The organism is Streptomyces sp. A5-4, assembly GCF_051131715.1.
Taxonomy (GTDB): Bacteria; Actinomycetota; Actinomycetes; order Streptomycetales; family Streptomycetaceae; genus Streptomyces.
The window spans coordinates 1,564,248-1,585,069 of the sequence record NZ_CP178591.1; the positions used below are offsets into that span (position 1 = coordinate 1,564,248).

Sequence of the window (20,822 nt, forward strand, 5' to 3'; positions counted from 1 at the left end):
TCAGGACTCCTGTGTGACGGAGACGAGCACATCGTCCCCTTCGATCTTTACGGGGTAAACGGGGACGGGGCGCGTCGCGGGAAGGCCGGAGGGCTTGCCGGTGCGGAGGTCGAAGCTGGAGCCGTGCAGCCAGCACTCGATCATGCAGTCCTCGACCTCGCCCTCCGAGAGCGACACGTTCGCGTGCGAGCAGATGTCGTTGATCGCGAACACCTCGCCCTCGGTGTGGACGACGGACACCGGTGTGCCGTCGAGTTCCACCCGTTTCGGGGTGTCCTCCTCCAGCTCACTCAGCGCACAGGCTTTGACGAAGGCCATCAGACAGACGCCTCCAGCTCCGCGTCGATCTTCGCGAGGAGGCGCTCCTCCACATCCGGCAGACCGATCTGCTGGACGAGCTCGGCGAAGAAACCGCGGACCACGAGGCGGCGTGCCTCGTCGGCGGGGATACCGCGCGACATGAGGTAGAAGAGCTGCTCGTCGTCGAAGCGGCCGGTCGCCGAGGCGTGGCCCGCTCCGACGATCTCGCCGGTCTCGATCTCCAGGTTCGGCACCGAGTCGACCCGGGCGCCGTCCGTGAGGACGAGGTTGCGGTTCATCTCGTAGGTGTCGGTGCCCTCGGCGGCGGCCTCGATGAGGACGTCACCGATCCACACGGCGTGGGCGCCGTCGCCCTGCAGCGCGCCCTTGTACACGGCGTTGGACTTGCAGTGCGGCACGTTGTGGTTGATCAGGAGGCGGTGCTCCTGGTGCTGGCCGTGGTCGGTGAAGTACAGACCGAAGAGTGCGGCCTCGCCGCCGGGGCCCGCGTACGCGATGCGGGGGTGCAGCCGTACGAGGTTGCCGCCGAAGGTCACGACGACGGACTTGAACGAGGCGTCCCGGCCGATCAGCGCGTTGTGCTGCGCGACGTGCACGGCCTTGTCGTCCCAGTCCTGAACGGACACGACGGTGAGCTTCGCACCGTCGCCGACGACGAAGTCGACGTTGGCGGCGAGCACGGCGTCACCGGTGTGGTCGATGACGACGACGGCCTCGGCGAAGGCGCCGAGCTCCACGACCTGGTGGCCGTAGGCGGTGCCGCCCTCTCCGTGCACGGAGATCCTGATCGGCTCGCTGAGCACCATCTCCTTGGGCACCGAGACGACCGAGGCCTTCTCGAAGGAGCTGTATGCCTGGGCGGCGACCCGGTCCACCGGCGTACCGGCCTTGCCGAGCCTCTTGTCGTCGCGGTCCACCGTCTCGACGACGACGCCCTCGGGCGCGTTCACCTCGACGTTAAGGACACCGCCGGCTTCGGCGGTCCCGTCGTGCAGACCGCGCAGGCGCTCCAGCGGCGTGAAGCGCCACTCCTCCTCGCGGCCGTGGGGCACCGGGAAGTCCGCCACGTCGAAGGACGGCGGGGCGCTCATGCGCGTGGCGACGGTGGACTCCGCGGCCACCGCGATGGACCCGGCAGTCGTGGAGCCAGCCGGAATGTTCTGAGCCTCAGCCATGGCTGTCGTTGTGCTCTCTTCCTAGGTGCGAATTCAGTCGCTGCTGAACGGGAACGATCGGTCCGGCCTCAGCCGACCGAGCCCTCCATCTGCAGCTCGATCAGCCGGTTGAGCTCCAGGGCGTACTCCATGGGGAGCTCCTTGGCGATCGGCTCCACGAAGCCACGGACGATCATCGCCATGGCTTCGAACTCGGTCATGCCGCGGCTCATCAGGTAGAAGAGCTGGTCCTCGGAGACCTTGGAGACCGTCGCCTCGTGGCCCATGGACACGTCGTCCTCGCGGACGTCCACGTACGGGTACGTGTCGGAGCGGGAGATCGTGTCGACGAGCAGCGCGTCACAGAGCACGTTGGACTTGGAGCCCGGGGCACCCTCGCCGATCTCGATCAGACCGCGGTACGAGGTACGGCCGCCGCCTCGTGCCACCGACTTGGAGACGATGTTCGAGGAGGTGTTCGGCGCCATGTGCACCATCTTCGCGCCGGCGTCCTGGTGCTGGCCCTCGCCCGCGAAGGCGATGGACAGGGTCTCGCCCTTGGCGTGCTCGCCCATCAGGTAGACGGCCGGGTACTTCATGGTGACCTTGGAGCCGATGTTGCCGTCGACCCACTCCATGGTCGCGCCCTCGTACGCCACGGCGCGCTTGGTGACCAGGTTGTAGACGTTGTTCGACCAGTTCTGGATGGTCGTGTAGCGGCAGCGGCCGCCCTTCTTCACGATGATCTCGACCACGGCGCTGTGCAGCGAGTCCGAGGAGTAGATCGGGGCGGTGCAGCCCTCGACGTAGTGGACGTACGCGTCCTCGTCGACGATGATCAGCGTCCGCTCGAACTGGCCCATGTTCTCCGTGTTGATACGGAAGTAGGCCTGGAGCGGGATCTCGACGTGGACGCCCTTGGGCACGTAGATGAACGAGCCGCCGGACCACACGGCCGAGTTCAGCGACGCGAACTTGTTGTCGCCGACCGGGATGATCGTGCCGAAGTACTCCTGGAAGAGCTCCGGGTGCTCCTTCAGCGCGGTGTCGGTGTCCATGAAGATGACACCCTGCGCCTCCAGCTCCTCATTGATCTGGTGGTAGACCACCTCGGACTCGTACTGGGCGGCGACACCCGCGACGAGGCGCTGCTTCTCCGCCTCCGGGATGCCGAGCCGGTCGTACGTGTTCTTGATGTCCTCCGGCAGGTCCTCCCAGGACTGTGCCTGCTTCTCGGTGGACCGCACGAAGTACTTGATGTTCTGGAAGTCGATGCCCGACAGGTCGGAGCCCCAGCTCGGCATGGGCTTCTTGCCGAACAGCTTCAGGCCCTTGAGCCGCAGCTTCAGCATCCACTCCGGCTCGTTCTTCTTCTCCGAGATGTCGCGGACGACAGCCTCGGACAAGCCGCGCTTGGCCGTGGCGCCCGCCGTGTCGGAGTCGGCCCAGCCGAATTCGTACGTACCCAGGCCCTCAAGTTCGGGGTGGGCAGTCTCCGTGGGGAGAGTCATGCGGGGTTCCTCCCTGCAGTGCTTGCGGATGCTGAGTGGGTCGTCTGTGCGGTGCTGTGCTTGGTGCTGCTGTGCGGGATGTACGTCGTGCACACCCCGTCGCCGTGGGCGATGGTGGCCAGTCGCTGGACGTGGGTCCCGAGCAGGCTGGAGAAGATTTCCGTCTCCGCCTCGCACAGCTGTGGGAACTTCTCCGCGACGTGGGCGACAGGGCAGTGGTGCTGGCACAGCTGCTCGCCCTGCCCGTTCGGCGCGATTCGCGCCATGGCAGCGTACCCGTCGGCGCTGAGGGCCTTCGCGAGCGCCTCGGTGCGGGCCTCGGGTGGCGCGGCCTCGACGGCCTCCCGGTACGACTCGGCCTGCGTGGCGAAGCGGGCACGGGCGAACGCCGTGACGGCCGCCTCCCCCTGCTCGCCGCCGCCGGCGGCCTGCGCGATCCAGTGCAGGGCATCGGCTGCCAGCGCGTCGTAGGACTGGTCGAAGGCGTCCCGGCCGCAGTCGGTCAGTACGAACACCTTCGCGGGGCGGCCACGGGTCCGTGCGCCGTAGACGCGCTGCTCACGGGGCTCGACCACATCGTCGGAGACGAGGGTGTCGAGGTGGCGCCGGACCGCGGCCTGAGTGAGGCCGACGCGCTTCGCCAGATCGGACACGGTCGAGGGGCCGTGGTCCAGGATGGAGCGCGCGACACGGTTGCGGGTCGACCGCTCACCTGTCGCGAGTTCCTCCTGCGGAGCCTCGCCAACGTATTTCACAACACCATTGTTGCGTAATTCCCCAGCGTCCGACAAGCGCGGCCGGGACCAGATGGCGGTGGCCTCGGTCACTTAGGGTCACCTAATCTCCCTGCTCCGGGCCCCGCGGCCCGGCTGCCCGGCCCTCCTGCCTAGACTCGCCAGCATGCGAAGCGAGCCCGTCGTCCAGGTCCGCGGCCTGGTCAAGCGGTACGGAGCCAGGACCGCCGTGGACGGCCTCGATCTCGAGGTCGGCGCGGGCACCGTCACCGCCGTCCTCGGCCCGAACGGCGCCGGAAAGACCACCACCGTCGAAACCTGCGAGGGCTACCGCAGACCGGACGCGGGCACCGTGCGCGTCCTGGGCCTCGACCCGGTGGCCGACGCGGCGAAGCTGCGCCCGCGGATCGGCGTGATGCTCCAGTCCGGCGGCGTCTACTCGGGAGCCAGGGCCGGCGAGATGCTCCGCCACATGGCCAAGCTGCATGCCCATCCGCTCGACGTGGACGCCCTGACCGAGCGCCTGGGGCTCGGCGACTGCGGCCGCACGACGTACCGGCGGCTCTCCGGCGGTCAGCAACAGCGCCTCGCCCTGGCGATGGCCGTCGTCGGCCGCCCCGAGCTGGTCTTCCTGGACGAGCCGACCGCGGGCCTCGACCCGCAGGCCCGCCGCTCGACCTGGGACCTGCTGCGCGAGCTGCGCGCCGACGGGGTGAGCACCGTACTGACCACGCACTCCATGGACGAGGCCGAGCAGCTCGCCGACGATGTCGTGATCATCGACGCGGGCCGGGCCATCGCCCAGGGCACGCCCGACGAGCTGTGCCGCGGCGGCGCGGAGAACACCCTGCGCTTCACCGGCCGCCCGGGCCTCGACGTCGTGTCGCTGCTCAAGGCGCTCCCGGTGGACACCCTGGCCGTCGAGCCGGCCCCGGGCGCCTACCGGATCACCGGCAAGATCGACCCGCAGCTGCTGGCCACCGTCACCTCCTGGTGCGCGCAGCACGGCGTGATGCCGGAGGGCATCGCCGTCGAGCGGCGCACCCTGGAGGACGTCTTTCTTGAGCTGACCGGTAAGGATCTGCGTCCATGAGCAGCGGCACCTACACCCCGAGGCCGGGCGCGGCCCCGCTGCCCACGATGATCGCGGCGCAGACCGTGCTCGAAACGAAGATGCTGCTGCGCAACGGTGAGCAGCTGCTGCTCACCGTGATCATCCCGGCGCTGCTCCTTGTGCTGTTCTCGTCGGTGGACATCATCGACACCGGCGCGGGCGAAGCCATCGACTTCCTGGCGCCGGGCATCCTGGCGCTCGCCGTCATGTCCACCGCCTTCACGGGGCAGGCCATCGCCACAGGCTTCGAGCGCCGCTACGGCGTGCTGAAGCGCCTTGGTACGTCGCCGCTGCCGCGCTGGGCCCTGCTCACCGCCAAGACTCTGTCGGTGCTGGTCACCGAGGTCCTCCAGGTGTTGCTGCTGACGGTGATCGCGTTCGGCCTCGGCTGGTCGCCGCACGGCAGCCCGGTCTCGGTGTTCCTGCTGCTCGTCCTCGGCACGGCGGCCTTCTCCGGCCTCGGGCTGCTGATGGCCGGCACGCTCAAGGCGGAGGCGACCCTGGCCGCCGCCAACCTGGTCTTCCTGCTGCTGCTGGTGGGCGGCGGTGTGATCGTGCCGCTCGACAAGTTCCCGGACGCCGCCCAGCCGGTTCTCGGTCTGCTGCCGATCTCCGCCCTCTCGGACGGTCTGCGCGACGTGCTGCAGCACGGCGCGGGCGTCCCGTGGGGCGGCCTGGGAATCCTCGCGGTGTGGGCGGCGCTCGGCCTGGGCGCGGCGGCGCGTTTCTTCCACTGGGAGTAGCCGAACGCGCACGAGTGGACGCCCGCTCCACCGCGGCGCGCATTCCGGGGGCCGCGCCGCGCTCTCCGCAGGCCCGCACCGCGATCGCCGAGGTGACTCGCACCCCCGTCGCGCCTGGGGACACGCCTCTCCCGGACCCCTCGTGAATTCCCGCACAAGCGCCGCTCTACGATGGTTGCCGTGTTGACCCCCCTCGCCTTCATCGCGCAGCGCTGGACGCCCACTCCCCGTACGCTGCGCCGCGCCGCGCTCGCCGCCGTCGTAATGAGCGTGCTCATCGTCGTCACCGGCGGTGCCGTACGCCTGACCAGCTCCGGCCTCGGCTGCGACACCTGGCCCAAGTGCACCGACGACAGCCTGTTCGCGACGCCCGAGGAGGGAATCCACGGCGCGATCGAATTCGGCAACCGCATGCTGACGTACGTGCTGTCGGCGGCGGTCGGCTGGGTGATCATCTCGGCGCGTGCGACGAAGCCCTGGCGGCGCGGGCTGACCCGGCTCGCCTGGGCCCAGTTCTGGATCGTCATGCTCAACGCCGTCCTGGGCGGTATCACCGTGATGGCGGGCCTCAACCCGTGGACCGTCGCGGGCCACTTCCTCGCCGCCACCTCGCTGCTCACGGTCGCCGTGATCACCTGGCAGCGCACCCGCGAGGGCGACACCGCCCCGCGCCCCCGCGTCCCCGGCCCCGTGCGCAAGCTGTCCTGGGCCCTGCTCACCACCTCCGCCGTGCTGATCGCGGCGGGCACCGTGGTGACCGGCTCGGGCCCGCACGCGGGCGACGGCAGCGACGTACCGCGGATGCCGTTCGACTGGGCGACCACCGCGCATGTGCACGCGATCGCGGCCTGGATCGTGTGCGCGCTGGCGCTCGCGATGTGGCTGGCCCTGCGGGTCGTCGACGCGCCCAGGGACACCAGGGCACGCGCGCGTGACCTGCTGCTCGTGCTCCTCGCCCAGGGCGCCGTCGGCTATGTGCAGTTCTTCACCGAGCTGCCCGAGGTCCTCGTCGGCATCCACATGCTCGGCTCCTGCCTGGTGTGGATCGCGGTCCTGCGGGTCGCCCTCAGCCTGCGCGAGCGGCCGGCGGCCACCCCGTCGCTGCCCGCGCAGTCCGACTCATCGGTGTCCGCCTCCGTCTGACGGCGGTTCGGCCAGCCCGTAGACGCGGTGCGCGTTGCCCGCCGCGATCATCCCGGCGACGCGTTCCGCGTCCGCCCGCGACCAGGCCCCGTCGCCGACCCAGCCGCCCAGCACCCGCCCCAGCGCCTCCCGGAAGACCCGGGCGCCCACCACGTGCAGTTCGGGCAGGGCACTCGCACCACTGGAGAAGAGCAGCTTCCCGAAAGGGGCGAGCTCCAGGATCTCCTCGAGTACGGCGGCGGCCCGCGCCCCCGTGTGCGCGAGGGCCGGGCCCAGGTCGGCGTACACGTGCGGGAAGGCACTCGCCAGGTGCGCGGCGTGCCGGTGGTACGGATACCCGTGCAGCAGCACCAGATCGGTGCCGAGCCCGGCCGTGGCGGCCACGAAGTCGGTGAGCAGCATCGGGTCGGTCCGGTCGATGCGCAGCTGCGGGTCGGCGGCGCCGGCGTGCAGTTGCAGCGGCAGTCCCGAGGCGACGGCGATCCACAGCAGGTGCCGCAGGAGCACGGGGTCGGTGAGCCGACCGCCGACGCGGCGCCCCGCCAGCCAACGCCCGGCGGCCCCGCGCACCTCGCCGGGGCCCGGCGGTTCCGGCGCCAGGGCGAGCCCGTGCCGTACGCCCGCGACCGAGGTGAAGGCGACGGCGGACCCGGCCGCGCCGTGCACGGCCTCGGCGAGGTTGGCCAGCAGGCTCTCGACGGTGCCCGAGGTGTCGGCGACCTGCTCGGCCAGTAATTCCAGGCGCACGATCTCCCTGGCCTCCGCCGCGCCCGCCGCGGCGATCTCCGTCGGCCCGGTGAGGTCCCCCGGCAGCCCGGTGTCCACCAGGTAGGTGGAGATCCCGGTCCCCCGCAGCAACCTCCGGCCCGACTCCAGTACGCCCAGCTCCCGGCGGCGTGCGAGATAGCGCGCGGGCGTGCAGTGCGGTTCGAGCCCAAGGAGCGGCGGGCACCAGCGGCGCACCGCGAAGCCGGTCTGGGTGTCGAAGAAGGTCGTGCCGGGGGCGGGCGGCGCGTGGGTCCTGCCGAGGTGCGCCTCGAAGGTGCCCAGGCCGAGCTCCGTACGGAGCACTCCGTGGCAGTACTGGTCGACCAGGGAAGGCGTATCGATCATCCGGGGCTCCCTGTGGTGGACGTACCTTCCGCAGGCTCTAACGGGTGAATCGCCTTCGAGTGTTGCTACCCGTTGGACGGGCCGCCGATCTGGCTGCCCGCCATGCGGCTCCACTCGTACGGGCCGGTGCGCACCTTGGCAGCGAATTCGCCGTCGAAGGACTCGTGGAGGGTGAGCCCCGCCTTCTCGGCGGCGCTCCGCGCGACGGCGTGGTCGGGCGCCACCAGGTCGCCCCAGTCACCGTCCTCGCCGACCAGCACGATGCGGGTGCCGGCCTGTCCCATGTACGCGAGCTGGCCCTCGGCCCCACCGTGCTGCTTGGCGAAGGCGCCGATCTCCTTGGCGAGCTTCGACGCCTTGCGCTCTGCCTGCTTCGTCGCCTGCTTCGTGTCTGCCATGAGCAGGATGCTACCGACGAGTAGCCGGATGGGCGAGGGGTGGGGTGCGGCTGCCGCGCGAACGGGCGGCGGCTAGCGCAGGAAGGGGTCGACCGCCACGGCGACGAAGAGCAGCGAGACGTAGGTGATGGACCAGTGGAACAGCCGCATCTCCTTGAGCTTCACGCCCGTCACCCCGGCCTTGGCGCGGGAACGCAGCCCGTGCGCCTCCTTGAGCCACCACGCGCCGGCCACGACGGCGACCACCGTGTAGAACCAGCCCGTGTAGCCCAGTGGCGTCAACAGCAGGGAGACGAACACCATCACCCAGCTGTAGGCGACGATCTGGCGGGCCACCACCTGATTGGAGGCGACGACGGGAAGCATCGGCACGCCGACGCGCGCGTAGTCCTCCTTGACCTTCATCGACAGTGGCCAGTAGTGCGGCGGCGTCCAGAAGAAGATGACCAGGAAGAGGATGATCGCGGCCCAGGACATCGAGTTGGTGACCGCGGACCAGCCGATGAGGACCGGCAGGCAGCCCGCGATGCCGCCCCAGACGATGTTCTGCGAGGTGCGCCGCTTCAGGATCATCGTGTAGACGACGACGTAGAACATCAGCGCGGACAGCGAGAGCGCCGCGGACAGCCAGTTGACGAGCAGCCCGAACCAGAGGGTGGAGATCACCGCGAGGGAGATGCCGAAGACCAGGCATTCGCGCGGGCTCACGATTCCGGTGACCAGGGGCCGCTGCGACGTGCGGTCCATCAGCGCGTCGATGTCGCGGTCGATGTACATGTTCAGCGCATTGGCGCCGCCTGCGGAAAGATAACCACCGAGGCAGGTCACCAGGACCAGCCACAGGTCGGGCACGCCCTGCTCCGCCAGGAACATCACCGGGACCGTGGTGATCAGCAGCAGTTCGATGATCCGAGGCTTTGTCAGTGCCACGAACGCCTTGACCCGTGCTCCGAATGGCCGATGGCCTACCGGGCTCGGAGTCAAGACGACCCCTGCGGGTCGGGACTCGACGGCCGTCACGCACACCCCTGACAGAGAAATCCAGCAAGCTCCGGACGTGAAGGCCCGGTAAAGGCTTGCGCGTACCACGCCACTGTAGACGTTGCCCATACGGCGTTCTTCGCGGGGGTGGGGTCGTGTTGAGCGGGGAGTCGCGCAGCCACGTACAGAGGTACGACACGCAATTACGTTCGCCGGGAGGCGGACTCGCGCAGGGCCCCGCAGTCTGACTGTGTCTGTTTTTTTCGAAGTCATGCAGTCGAAAAGATGCGTGTTCCCACGGGGGTAGGCTCGACAACGCCCGGTGCGGCTGCCAGTCACCGGGATTCGACATGTGGAGAGGAGCCCTGACGCAGGGTGAGCACCAAGCCGACCGCTACAGACCTCGAGTGGACCGAATTGGACCAGCGGGCTGTCGATACCGTCCGCGTCCTGGCCATGGATTCCGTACAGAAGGTCGGCAACGGCCACCCTGGTACGGCCATGAGCCTGGCCCCCGCCGCATATGTGCTGTTCCAGAAGCTGATGCGGCACGACCCTTCCGACGCCGAATGGACCGGCCGCGACCGGTTCGTCCTGTCCGCGGGGCACTCCAGCCTGACGCTGTACATCCAGCTCTACCTGGCTGGATACGGCCTGGAGCTGGACGACCTCAAGGCGTTCCGCACCTGGGGCTCGAAGACCCCGGGGCACCCCGAGTACGGGCACACGACCGGTGTGGAGACCACCACCGGCCCGCTGGGCCAGGGTGTCGCCAACGCTGTGGGCATGGCCATGGCCGCCCGCTACGAGCGCGGCCTGTTCGACCCGGACGCCGCGGCGGGCACCTCACCGTTCGACCACACCATCTGGGCGATCGCCGGTGACGGCTGCCTCCAGGAGGGCATCTCCGCGGAGGCGTCCTCGCTGGCCGGACACCAGAAGCTGGGCAACCTCGTCCTGCTGTGGGACGACAACCACATCTCGATCGAGGGCGACACGGAGACCGCGGTCTCCGAGGACACCCTGGCGCGGTACGAGGCGTACGGCTGGCACGTCCAGCGCGTCGCGCAGCTGCCCGACGGCGACCTCGACCCGGTCGGCCTGCACAAGGCGCTGCTCGCGGCCCAGGCCGAGACCACCCGCCCGTCGTTCATCGCGGCCCGCTCGATCATCGCCTGGCCGGCCCCGCACGCGCAGAACACCGAGGCCGCGCACGGCTCGGCGCTCGGCGACGACGAGGTCGCCGCGACCAAGAGGGTGCTGGGCTTCGACCCCGAGCAGTCCTTCGAGGTCTCCGACGAGGTCATCGAGCACACCCGCGCGGTCCTCGACCGCGGCCGTGACGCCAAGGCCGGGTGGGAGAAGTCGTTCGCCGCCTGGCGGACCGCCAACCCGCAGCGCGCCGCCGACTTCGACCGCATCGCCGCGGGCGACCTGCCGAAGGGCTGGGAGGAGAAGCTCCCCGTCTTCGAGACCGGCAAGGGTGTCGCCACCCGTGCGGCCTCCGGCAAGGTGCTCCAGGCGCTGGGCGAGGTCGTGCCCGAGCTGTGGGGCGGCTCCGCCGACCTCGCAGGCTCGAACAACACCACGATCGACAAGAACTCCTCCTTCCTCCCGGTGGGCAACCCGCTGCCTGGTGCGGACCCGTACGGGCGCACCATCCACTTCGGGATCCGCGAGCACGCCATGGCCGCGACCATGAACGGCATCGCGCTGCACGGCAACACGCGCATCTACGGCGGCACCTTCCTGGTGTTCTCCGACTACATGCGCAACGCCGTCCGGCTCTCGGCGCTGATGCACCTGCCGGTCACGCATGTGTGGACGCACGACTCGGTCGGCCTCGGCGAGGACGGTCCGACGCACCAGCCGGTCGAGCACCTGGCCACGCTGCGCGCCATCCCGGGCCTGAACGTGGTGCGCCCGGCCGACGCCAACGAGACGGCGATCGCCTGGCGCGAGATCCTCAAGCGCTACACCAAGGAGTTCGGCAAGGGCGCCCCGCACGGGCTCGCGCTGACCCGTCAGGGTGTGCCGACGTACGACGCCAACGAGGACGCCGCGCGCGGCGGTTACGTCCTGTTCGAGGCCGAGGGCGGAAAGCCCCAGGTCGTCCTGATCGGCACCGGCTCCGAGGTGCAGCTCGCCGTCGAGGCGCGCGAGCAGCTCCAGGCCGCGGGTGTCGCGACCAGGGTTGTCTCGATGCCTTGCGTCGAGTGGTTCGAGGAGCAGGACCAGGCGTACCGGGACTCGGTGCTGCCGCCCTCCGTCAAGGCACGGGTGGCCGTCGAGGCCGGGATCGGTCTGACCTGGCACCGCTTCGTCGGTGACGCGGGCCGCATCGTCTCGCTGGAGCACTTCGGTGCTTCGGCCGACGGCAAGGTCCTGTTCCGTGAGTTCGGCTTCACCGCGGACGCAGTCGCCGCCGCCGCCCGGGAATCTCTCGAAGCCGCAGCGCGCTGACGCCGGTATACGACAAGTAGGAGATGGAAACCTCATGACAGACGCACTCAAGCGCCTCTCCGACGAAGGCGTCGCGATCTGGCTTGACGACCTTTCGCGCAAGCGGATCACGTCCGGCAATCTCGCCGAGCTGATCGACCAGCAGCACGTCGTGGGCGTCACGACCAATCCGTCGATCTTCCAGAAGGCGATCTCGTCCGGCGACGGTTACGAGCAGCAGCTCGCCGACCTCGCCGCCCGCAAGGTCACCGTCGAAGAAGCCATTCGCATGATCACGACGGTCGACGTCCGCGACGCCGCCGACATCCTGCGACCGGTCTTCGACGCGACCGGCGGCCAGGACGGCCGGGTCTCCATCGAGGTCGACCCGCGCCTGGCGCACAACACCAGGGCGACGACCGCCGAGGCCAGGCAGCTGGCCTGGCTGGTGGACCGGCCGAACACCCTGATCAAGATCCCGGCCTCCAAGGCGGGTCTCCCGGCGATCACCGAGACCATCGGTCTCGGCATCAGCGTCAACGTGACGCTGATCTTCTCGCTGGAGCGCTACCGCGAGGTCATGGACGCCTACCTGGCGGGTCTGGAGAAGGCGAAGGCCGCGGGCCTGGACCTGGCGAAGATCCACTCGGTCGCGTCGTTCTTCGTGTCCCGGGTGGACACCGAGATCGACAAGCGTCTGGACGCCCTGGGCACCGCCGAGGCCAAGGACCTCAAGGGCAAGGCCGCACTGGCCAACGCCCGTCTCGCGTACGAGGCGTACGAGGAGGTCTTCTCCTCCGACCGCTGGTCCGCGCTCGACAAGGCCCACGCCAACAAGCAGCGTCCGCTGTGGGCCTCGACCGGCGTCAAGGACCCGACGTACAAGGACACCCTGTACGTCGACGACCTGGTCGCCCCCGGCACGGTGAACACCATGCCCGAGGCGACGCTCGACGCGACCGCCGACCACGGCCGGATCATCGGCAACACGATCGCCGGCACCTACGAGCAGTCGCGCGCCGATCTGGACGCCATCGAGAAGCTCGGCATCGCCTACAACGATGTCGTGCAGCTCCTTGAGGACGAGGGCGTCGAGAAGTTCGCGGCGTCCTGGAACGACCTGCTCAAGTCCACCGAGGCGGAGCTCAAGCGCCTCTCCCCTTCGGAGGCCTGACCCTCTTGTCTGCTGTACGCGGAGCTAACCCGCTCCGTGACGCTCAGGACCGGCGGCTCCCGCGCATCGCGGGGCCGTCCGGCCTGGTCATTTTTGGCGTCACGGGCGATTTGTCACGCAAAAAGCTGATGCCCGCCGTCTACGACCTGGCCAATCGCGGCCTGCTGCCGCCGGGCTTCTCGCTCATCGGCTTCGCACGCCGCGACTGGGAGACCGAGGACTTCGCCCAGGTCGTCCACGACGCCGTCAAGGAACACGCTCGTACGCCCTTCCGTGAGGAAGTCTGGCAGCAGCTGATCCAGGGCATGCGGTTCGTCCAGGGCGACTTCGACGACGACAAGGCGTTCGCGACACTCAAGTCGACGATCGCCGAGCTCGACCAGGCGCAGGGCACCGGCGGCAACTTCGCCTTCTACCTCTCCGTCCCGCCCAAGTTCTTCCCCAAGGTCGTCCAGCAGCTCAAGAAGCACGGGCTCGCCGACCAGCGGGAAGGCTCGTGGCGGCGCGCCGTCATCGAGAAGCCGTTCGGGCACGACCTGGCCTCCGCGCAGGAGCTCAACCGGATCGTGCACGAGGTCTTCCCGGCGAACGAGGTCTTCCGGATCGACCACTACCTGGGCAAGGAGACGGTCCAGAACATCCTGGCGCTGCGTTTCGCCAACCAGATGTTCGAGCCCCTCTGGAACCGGTCGTACGTCGACCATGTGCAGATCACGATGGCCGAGGACATCGGCATCGGCGGCCGGGCCGGCTATTACGATGGCATCGGCGCCGCCCGCGACGTCATCCAGAACCACCTCCTGCAACTGCTCGCGCTGACCGCCATGGAGGAGCCCGCCTCCTTCGACGCGGACGCGCTGGTCGCCGAGAAGACCAAGGTCCTGGGCGCCGTCAGGCTCCCCAGGGACCTGGGCAAGGAGACCGTTCGCGGCCAGTACGCGGCGGGCTGGCAGGGCGGCGAGAAGGCCGTCGGCTATCTCCAGGAAGAGGGCATCGACCCCAAGTCGACGACCGACACCTACGCCGCGGTGAAGTTGGAGATCGACAACCGCCGCTGGGCGGGTGTGCCGTTCTACCTGCGCACGGGCAAGCGCCTCGGCCGCCGGGTCACCGAGATCGCGGTGGTCTTCCAGCGCGCCCCGCACTCCCCCTTCGACCGCACGGCAACGGAGGAACTCGGGCAGAACGCCCTGGTCATCCGCGTGCAGCCGGACGAGGGCGTCACGGTCCGGTTCGGCTCCAAGGTGCCGGGCACGGCGATGGAGGTGCGGGACGTGTCGATGGACTTCGCGTACGGCGAGTCCTTCACCGAGTCCAGCCCCGAGGCGTACGAGCGCCTGATCCTGGACGTCCTGCTCGGCGACTCCAACCTCTTCCCGCGGCTGGAAGAGGTCGAGCAGTCCTGGCGCATCCTCGACCCGATCGAGGAGTACTGGGACAAGCACGGCAAGCCCGCGCAGTACGTGGCCGGCACGTGGGGCCCGGACGAGGCGGACGAAATGCTCGCACGAGACGGACGGAGCTGGCGTCGGCCATGAAAATCGACCTGACGGACACCACGTCCAGCAAGATCAACAAGGCCCTGGTCCAGGGCCGCCGCGCCATCGGCACGCCGGCCGTGGGCATGGTCCTGACGCTGGTCATCGTCACCGACGAGGAGAACGCGTACGACGCGCTCAAGGCGGCCAACGAAGCCTCCCGCGAGCACCCGTCGCGCACCCTCGTCGTCATCAAGCGGGTCTCGCGCTCGCCGCGCGACCGAGCCAAGGCGCGCCTCGACGCCGAAGTGCGGGTGGGCACGGCCGCGGGCACCGGTGAGACGGTCATCCTGCGGCTGTACGGCGAGGTCATCAACCACGCCCAGTCGGTGGTCCTGCCGCTGCTGCTGCCCGACGCGCCGGTCGTCGTGTGGTGGGCGGTGAACGCGCCGCTCGACCCGGCGAAGGACCCGCTCGGCGCGCTGGCCCAGCGCCGCGTCACCGACACGTACGCCGCCGAGCAGCCCATTCAGGAGCTGTCGGCGCGCGCCGACACCTACACGCCGGGTGACACCGACCTGTCCTGGACCCGCATCACGCCGTGGCGCTCCATGCTCGCGGCCGCACTGGACCAGGTGCAGTGCGAGGTCACCGCGGTGGAGGTGGAGGGCGAGGAGTTCAACCCGAGCGTCGAGCTGCTCGCCATGTGGCTGGCGGGGCGACTGGCCGTACCGGTCAAGCGCGCCCTGTCCGCGGGGCCCGGTCTGACGGGCGTGCGGATGGAGACGGACTCCGGACCGATCTCACTCGGCCGGTCGGACGGCTCGCTCGCGACGCTGTCCATCGACGGACAGCCGGACCGCGCGGTGGCGCTCAAGCGGCGGGAGACCGCCGAGCTGATCGCCGAGGAGCTGCGCAGGCTCGACCCGGACGACACGTACGCGACCGCGCTGAAGTTCGGCGTCGACCGGCTCGGTGAGCCGCAGGAGCAGACGCGGGCGTCGGAGTCGGACGCGAGTGTCACAGCGGACGACGCGAAGGCGAAACCCGCCGCTGCCGCCGCGAAGAAGGCTCCGGCCAAGAAGGCGGCGTCGAAGTGAGTGGTGCACCTCAGCTTGTCGTGCACCACGACAAGGAGCTGATGGCGCAGGCCGCGGCGGCCCGGCTGATCACGAAGATCGTGGATGCCCAGGCCGCGCGCGGTTCCGCGTCGGTGGTGCTGACGGGCGGGCGCAACGGCAACGGCCTGCTGGCCGCGCTTGCCTCCTCACCCGCCCGGGACGCGATCGACTGGCGCCGCCTGGACCTGTGGTGGGGCGACGAGCGGTTCCTGCCGGACGGGGACCCGGAGCGCAACGTCACGCAGGCCCGCGAGGCGCTGCTGGACTCGGTGCCGCTTGACCCTGCCCGGGTGCACGCGATGCCGGCTTCGGACGGTCCGTACGCCGACGACGCGGACGCGGCCGCTGTCGCGTACGCCGCCGAACTGGCCGCCGCGGCGGGGCCCGAGGACCACGGCCCCGTGCCGTCCTTCGACGTCCTGATACTGGGCGTCGGCCCGGACACGCATGTGGCTTCGCTGTTCCCGGAGCTTCCCGCGGTCCGGGAAACGGAGCGCACGGTGGTGGGCGTTCACGGCGCCCCCAAGCCGCCGCCGACCCGGATCTCGCTCACACTGCCCGCGATCCGCGCGGCGCGTGAGGTGTGGCTGCTCGCCGCGGGCGAGGACAAGGCGAAGGCCGCGGCGATCGCTCTGTCGGGCGCCGGGGAGATCCAGGCGCCGGCGGCAGGCGCGTACGGGCGCAGCCGGACCCTGTGGCTGCTGGACGACGCGGCGGCTTCGCAGCTGCCGCGCTCGCTGTACCCACCGGCCACTTCCTGACGGGCCCGAGTCGCGCCGAAGGCCCGGCCCACCACGTGGTGGGCCGGGCCTTCGGCGTGGGGGTTGCCTGTGGCGCTGGTCCCCTACCCGCCCCTTCCCGAAACCGGGGCAGGCCCCGGGCCCCGGACGGGCCGCAAACCCTGGCCCGCTTCAGCCCGTCCGGCGATTGGGGACCGGGGTCCGGGGCGGAGCCCCAGGTTCAGGAAGGGGCAGGTCGGGGACAAGCCCGCCGCGGGCGCCCACCCGCACCCGGCGACCTCGCGCCTCCTACTCCCCCCGCTCCAGGAACGGCGCCAGCACCCCCGGCACCGCGTCCGCCGCGAACTTCAGCCCGTCGGGCTGACCCGCGTCGTAGACCGAGTACGCCCCGGCCCCCGCGGCCGTCGTCGCCGTGAGCGTGATCAGGCCGACCCGGCGCTGGAAGAAGGACTGCTTGACCGTCCAGCCGATGACCCCGCCCCGCTGCAGCGCCACCGTCGTGCGCCGCACCGTCCCCGACCTGGCCACCAGGTAGTCGCCGCTGACCGCGTGCCCCAGGCTCCGGTACGCGTCGACGGCCAGGAGGTACGCGACCGGCAACAGCACCACCGCGCAGGCCCCGGCCACGTACAGCAGGACATCGGTCAGCAGCACGCCGAGCAGGGCGAGGACCAGCACCGGCAGCAGCGCCGCCGCGAACGCCCAGCGGAGCCGCCGGGTGCGGGCGGCGCGGGGGTGCGGGGTGAGCCGGGCGGTGCTCGTCGGGGACGCGGGCTCGCGCAGGACGTGCGCCGCCACCGCCTCGGCGACGGACCTCGGCGCGGCGGGCAGCAGCGTCTTGTGGTCGGCGTTGCGGCTGCTCTCGTCCTCGGCGAGGCCGGTGGCGACCGCGTCCACCCGGGCCGCGCCCAGCGTCCGTACGCCGAGCGGCTCCACCAGCTCCACCCCGCGCAGCCTGCGCTCCTCGATGGAGATCGAGCGGGTGGTGAACAGCCCGCGGCGTACCCGCAGTGTGCCACCGGGCTCCCGCTCCAGGCGGTAGTTCCACCACATCTCGCCCCACAGGCCGAGCGCGCCGACCGCGCCCGTCACGCAGGCCCCGAGGACGAGCGACACGACGATCCAGACGACCGAGGTGTCCTGGAAGCGGTCGCCCACCCAGTTGATCAACTTGCCCTGGGCGCCGAACCATTCGCTGACCTGCATCAGGCCGCCGACCGCCGCACCACCCAGTGCCGGGGCGACGAAGGAGACCGGCGCGTACCGGATCCAGCGGGGGTCGAGCGCGGCCAGTTCGCCCTCGCGGTGTGTTCCGGGTTCGCCGACGGCCGCCCGCGCCAGCAGTTCCCGGCGCAGCCGTTCGCCCTCCTCGCGGGTGACCGGGTCGAGTTCGAGCGTGGACTCGCCGCCGCCGGTGCTCTCGCCCGTACCGATACGGACCTTCACCAGGCCGAGCAGCCGCAGCAAGACATTGGCCGTCAGGTCGACGCTGCGGATGCGCTCGCGGGCCAGTGAGCGGCGTTTGACGAGGAGCAGCCCGGTGTGGAGTTCGGCGCGCTCGGGGCCGATGCGGTAGCGGGTCCTGCGCCACCGCACGTAGTCGGCCGCGGTGCCGCCGACGATCACCAGGACGGCGCCGGTCAGCACCCACCCGATGGCGACCCACAGGGGCCGGCCGTTCGCCAGGCCGAGCGTGGCGGGCACTCCGGCGCCCACCACGACACCGCCCATGACCAGCGCGGTGACGAGCACCGTGCGCACGCTGAGCCGCTGCCAGCCGTCCGGCGTCTCCTCCACCGCGCTGTCCCCCGCTTCCGACCCCGTACCGGTCACGTCGCGTCGCCGGGCGTCGCCCGGGTGATCCGCGTCAGCTGTTCGGCCAGCGACGCGGCCAGCTCGTGATCGAGCCCCTCGATCTTCACCGCGCCCTTGGACGAGGCGGTGGTGACGATGACGGTGGCGAGCCGATACGCCTGCTCCAGCGGGCCGCGCACGGTGTCCACGGTCTGGATCCGCGACATGGGCGCGATCCGCCACTCCTGCCAGAAGAAGCCGGTACGGACGTACACCGCGTCGTCCGTGACCTCCCAGCGGTGCACCCGGAACCACCACAGCGGCAGGAACACCGCGCAGGCAAGACCCGGCACCCCGACCGCGGCGGCGGACAGCAGCAGCCACAGCCGTGCGGGCGCGATGAGCACGCCCAGCACGACCAGCAGGGCCACGACGGGCAGGACCAGCAGCAGCCACTGCGTGCGCCACCAGCCGACGACCCGCCCGTCCAGCGTGTTGTTCGGCGGTCGCAGCCGAACGGTGGCCCCTATGGCGTTCAACGGCCGCGCAGCGTGCGGTACTTGCCGACGAGCGCGGCGGTCGAGCTGTCCAGCCGCTCGCCCCGCGCGCCTTCGGTCAGGACGGGCTCGATCTTCTTGGCGAGGACCTTGCCGAGCTCCACGCCCCACTGGTCGAACGAGTCAATGTTCCAGACGGCCCCCTGTACGAACACCTTGTGCTCGTACAGCGCGATCAACTGCCCCAGCACGGACGGGGTCAGCTCCTCGGCGAGGATCGTCGTCGTCGGGTGGTTGCCCTGGAAGGTCTTGTGCGCCACCAGTTCCTCGGCCACCCCCTCCGCCCGTACCTCGTCCGGCGTCTTGCCGAAGGCCAGCGCCTGGGTCTGGGCGAAGAAGTTGGCCATGAGCAGGTCGTGCTGCTCCTCCAGCCCGGGGGTCAGGTCGGCGACCGGCTTGGCGAAGCCGATGAAGTCCGCCGGGATGACCTTGGTCCCCTGGTGCAGCAACTGGTAGTACGCGTGCTGCCCGTTGGTGCCGGGGGTGCCCCAGACGACCGGGCCCGTCTGCCAGTCGACGGCGTTGCCCTCGCGGTCCACGGACTTGCCGTTGGACTCCATGTCCAGCTGCTGGAGATAGGCCGTGAACTTCGACAGGTAGTGGCTGTACGGGAGGACGGCGTGCGCCTGCGCGTCGAAGAACCCGCCGTACCAGACGCCGAGGAGGCCCAGCAGCAGCGGTGCGTTCTCCTCGGCGGGCGCGGTGCGGAAGTGCTCGTCGACGAGGTGGAAGCCGGCGAGCATCTCGCGGAAGCGGTCGGGGCCGATGGCGATCATCAGCGAAAGGCCGATGGCGGAGTCGAACGAGTAGCGCCCGCCGACCCAGTCCCAGAATTCGAACATGTTGGCCGTGTCGATGCCGAAGTCGGCGACCTTCTCGGCGTTCGTGGACAGCGCCACGAAGTGCTTGGCGACGGCGTCGTCACCGGCGCGGAGGTTCGTCAGCAGCCAGTCGCGCGCGGAGGTCGCGTTGGTGATGGTCTCGATCGTGGTGAACGTCTTGGACGCGATGATGAACAGCGTCTCGGCCGGGTCCAAGTCCCGCACGGCCTCGTGCAGATCGGCCCCGTCGACGTTGGACACGAAGCGGACCGTGAGACCGCGGTCGGTGAAGGAGCGCAGCGCCTCGTACGCCATGGCGGGTCCGAGGTCGGAGCCGCCGATGCCGATGTTCACGACGTTCTTGATGCGCTTGCCGGTGTGGCCGGTCCACTCCCCCGACCTGACCCGGTCGGAGAAGGCGGCCATCTTGTCGAGCACGGCGTGCACCGCCGGTACGACGTTCTCCCCGTCGGCCTCGATCTCCGCGTCGCGCGGGGCGCGCAGCGCGGTGTGCAGCACCGCGCGGTCCTCGGTGGTGTTGATCCGCTCACCGCGGAACATCGCGTCACGCAGCTCGGCGACGCCGGTGGCGGCGGCCAGCTCGCGCAGCAGTCCCAGGGTCTCGTCGGTCACCAGGTGCTTGGAGTAGTCGAGATGGAGATCGCCGACCGTGAGGGTGTACCCGGCGCCCCGCTGCGGATCGTCCGCGAACAGCTCCCGCAGATGTGTCCGGCCCAGCTGCTCACGATGCTTGCCCAGAGCGGTCCACTCGGTCGTGTGGTTCAGCCTGGTGCGGCTCTCTGCGTTCATCTCGGACATCAGCCCATTCTTCTCGTACCTGCGTCCATGCCCCCTGCCTCTCCAACCTAATTGATCAGAGCGGCGGACGGCGCGCGGAAGCACCCGGCGGCACGCGGTGGCCGACAAAGCGGTCCGGCCGGGCACCCTGGGGCGCCCGGCCGGACCACAATTCCTAGATTTCGCCGCGTAGTTTCGCGAGCGCCTCGGCGAGGATCGCCTCGCCGTCCGCGTCGCTGCGCCGCTCCCGTACGTACGCGAGATGCGTTTTGTACGGCTCGGTGCGTGGTGGGGCCGGCGGATTGTCGCGGTCCTGGCCCGCCGGGAATCCGCAGCGCGGGCAGTCCCAGTTGTCCGGAACCTGCGCGTCACTGGCGAAGCTCGGCTGCGTCTCGTGCCCGTTCGAGCACCAGAAGGAGATGCGGAGACGGGGCGCGGACTCGCCGCGCTCTGCCTCACCCATCGGCCCCGCTCCGACCCGGCTTCCCCGGATCGCGTTGCCACTTGCCACGGTCGTAACTCCCTGCGTGATGGTGCTGCGAAGCGTCGTCAAACAGCTCGGCTGTTGCGCCCCGGTCTACCGAAGGCCCAACGCGCATCCCGCTACTGGAGTTACATCCGCACTCCAGGACACGTGGAGACGCTGGACCCATGATAGGCCGCACCTCGCCTCCATATCGGAGGA

Annotated in this window: 19 protein-coding genes; 8 read left to right on the forward strand and 11 right to left on the reverse strand. The window is 70.2% G+C overall.

The genetic code is table 11. The annotated features are described in order from the left end of the window. The 4 genes from ACLLJJ_RS07255 to ACLLJJ_RS07270 form a co-directional block, all read right to left on the reverse strand. Complete coding sequence (locus ACLLJJ_RS07255) at positions 1–318, reverse strand: bifunctional 3-phenylpropionate/cinnamic acid dioxygenase ferredoxin subunit (RefSeq protein WP_283516658.1); 318 nt, start codon at positions 316–318, stop codon at positions 1–3. Further along, positions 318–1,496: a Fe-S cluster assembly protein SufD gene (sufD, locus tag ACLLJJ_RS07260; RefSeq protein ID WP_434588446.1), complete on the reverse strand. Its 1,179-nt coding sequence runs from the start codon at positions 1,494–1,496 to the stop codon at positions 318–320. The genes ACLLJJ_RS07255 and sufD overlap by 1 nt, the downstream gene beginning before the upstream one ends. Positions 1,497–1,564: 68 nt before the next feature. Then, positions 1,565–2,986, reverse strand: coding sequence for a Fe-S cluster assembly protein SufB (sufB, locus tag ACLLJJ_RS07265; protein WP_434588447.1), 1,422 nt, complete (start codon positions 2,984–2,986; stop codon positions 1,565–1,567). Then, on the reverse strand, positions 2,983–3,741 hold the full coding sequence (locus ACLLJJ_RS07270) for a helix-turn-helix transcriptional regulator (protein WP_434588448.1): 759 nt from the start codon (positions 3,739–3,741) through the stop codon (positions 2,983–2,985). Before ACLLJJ_RS07270 ends, sufB begins: the two co-directional genes overlap by 4 nt. A gap of 145 nt (positions 3,742–3,886) precedes the next feature. Between ACLLJJ_RS07270 and ACLLJJ_RS07275 the strand changes: the two genes are divergently transcribed. The 3 genes from ACLLJJ_RS07275 (at position 3,887) to ACLLJJ_RS07285 (ending at position 6,720) form a co-directional block, all read left to right on the forward strand. Next, positions 3,887–4,813, forward strand: coding sequence for an ABC transporter ATP-binding protein (locus tag ACLLJJ_RS07275; protein WP_434588449.1), 927 nt, complete (start codon positions 3,887–3,889; stop codon positions 4,811–4,813). After that, positions 4,810–5,577: an ABC transporter permease gene (locus tag ACLLJJ_RS07280; protein ID WP_434588450.1), complete on the forward strand. Its 768-nt coding sequence runs from the start codon at positions 4,810–4,812 to the stop codon at positions 5,575–5,577. Before ACLLJJ_RS07275 ends, ACLLJJ_RS07280 begins: the two co-directional genes overlap by 4 nt. A gap of 171 nt (positions 5,578–5,748) precedes the next feature. After that, positions 5,749–6,720, forward strand: coding sequence for a COX15/CtaA family protein (locus ACLLJJ_RS07285; protein ID WP_434588451.1), 972 nt, complete (start codon positions 5,749–5,751; stop codon positions 6,718–6,720). Here the strand turns inward: ACLLJJ_RS07285 and ACLLJJ_RS07290 are convergent. From ACLLJJ_RS07290 to ACLLJJ_RS07300, 3 genes are all read right to left on the reverse strand, one after another. Then, complete coding sequence (locus ACLLJJ_RS07290; RefSeq protein WP_434588452.1) at positions 6,697–7,833, reverse strand: amidohydrolase family protein; 1,137 nt, start codon at positions 7,831–7,833, stop codon at positions 6,697–6,699. The genes ACLLJJ_RS07285 and ACLLJJ_RS07290 overlap by 24 nt on opposite strands. Positions 7,834–7,898: 65 nt before the next feature. After that, positions 7,899–8,231, reverse strand: coding sequence for a hypothetical protein (locus tag ACLLJJ_RS07295; RefSeq protein ID WP_434588453.1), 333 nt, complete (start codon positions 8,229–8,231; stop codon positions 7,899–7,901). A 72-nt stretch (positions 8,232–8,303) separates the two neighbouring features. Then, on the reverse strand, positions 8,304–9,257 hold the full coding sequence (locus ACLLJJ_RS07300) for a heme o synthase (RefSeq protein WP_434588454.1): 954 nt from the start codon (positions 9,255–9,257) through the stop codon (positions 8,304–8,306). Positions 9,258–9,587: 330 nt separating this feature from the next. On the opposite strand from ACLLJJ_RS07300, the gene tkt reads away from it, so the two are divergent. From tkt to pgl, 5 genes are read left to right on the forward strand one after another with little or no spacing between them, the layout of a single operon-like run. Next, positions 9,588–11,675, forward strand: coding sequence for a transketolase (gene tkt, locus ACLLJJ_RS07305; protein ID WP_434588455.1), 2,088 nt, complete (start codon positions 9,588–9,590; stop codon positions 11,673–11,675). 34 nt (positions 11,676–11,709) lie between these two features. After that, positions 11,710–12,828, forward strand: coding sequence for a transaldolase (gene tal / locus ACLLJJ_RS07310; protein ID WP_434588456.1), 1,119 nt, complete (start codon positions 11,710–11,712; stop codon positions 12,826–12,828). A 5-nt stretch (positions 12,829–12,833) separates the two neighbouring features. Then, positions 12,834–14,366, forward strand: coding sequence for a glucose-6-phosphate dehydrogenase (gene zwf / locus ACLLJJ_RS07315; protein WP_434588457.1), 1,533 nt, complete (start codon positions 12,834–12,836; stop codon positions 14,364–14,366). Continuing rightward, positions 14,363–15,406: a glucose-6-phosphate dehydrogenase assembly protein OpcA gene (gene opcA / locus ACLLJJ_RS07320; protein ID WP_434588458.1), complete on the forward strand. Its 1,044-nt coding sequence runs from the start codon at positions 14,363–14,365 to the stop codon at positions 15,404–15,406. Before zwf ends, opcA begins: the two co-directional genes overlap by 4 nt. Beyond that, positions 15,403–16,188: a 6-phosphogluconolactonase gene (gene pgl, locus ACLLJJ_RS07325; protein ID WP_434588459.1), complete on the forward strand. Its 786-nt coding sequence runs from the start codon at positions 15,403–15,405 to the stop codon at positions 16,186–16,188. The genes opcA and pgl overlap by 4 nt, the downstream gene beginning before the upstream one ends. A 267-nt stretch (positions 16,189–16,455) precedes the next feature. On the opposite strand, the gene ACLLJJ_RS07330 is transcribed toward pgl, so the two are convergent. From ACLLJJ_RS07330 to ACLLJJ_RS07345, 4 genes are all read right to left on the reverse strand, one after another. After that, entirely contained in the window at positions 16,456–17,964 is a 1,509-nt protein-coding gene (locus ACLLJJ_RS07330) for a PH domain-containing protein (RefSeq protein ID WP_434588460.1), read from the reverse strand. A 32-nt stretch (positions 17,965–17,996) separates the two neighbouring features. Then, positions 17,997–18,491, reverse strand: a complete 495-nt coding sequence (locus ACLLJJ_RS07335) for a PH domain-containing protein (RefSeq protein ID WP_434600327.1) — start codon at positions 18,489–18,491, stop codon at positions 17,997–17,999. 5 nt (positions 18,492–18,496) lie between these two features. After that, positions 18,497–20,149, reverse strand: a complete 1,653-nt coding sequence (gene pgi / locus ACLLJJ_RS07340; RefSeq protein WP_434600328.1) for a glucose-6-phosphate isomerase — start codon at positions 20,147–20,149, stop codon at positions 18,497–18,499. A gap of 163 nt (positions 20,150–20,312) precedes the next feature. Continuing rightward, a complete protein-coding gene (locus tag ACLLJJ_RS07345) occupies positions 20,313–20,648 on the reverse strand; it encodes an RNA polymerase-binding protein RbpA (protein ID WP_073790820.1) in 336 nt (111 codons plus the stop codon). Positions 20,649–20,822 lie beyond the last annotated feature (174 nt).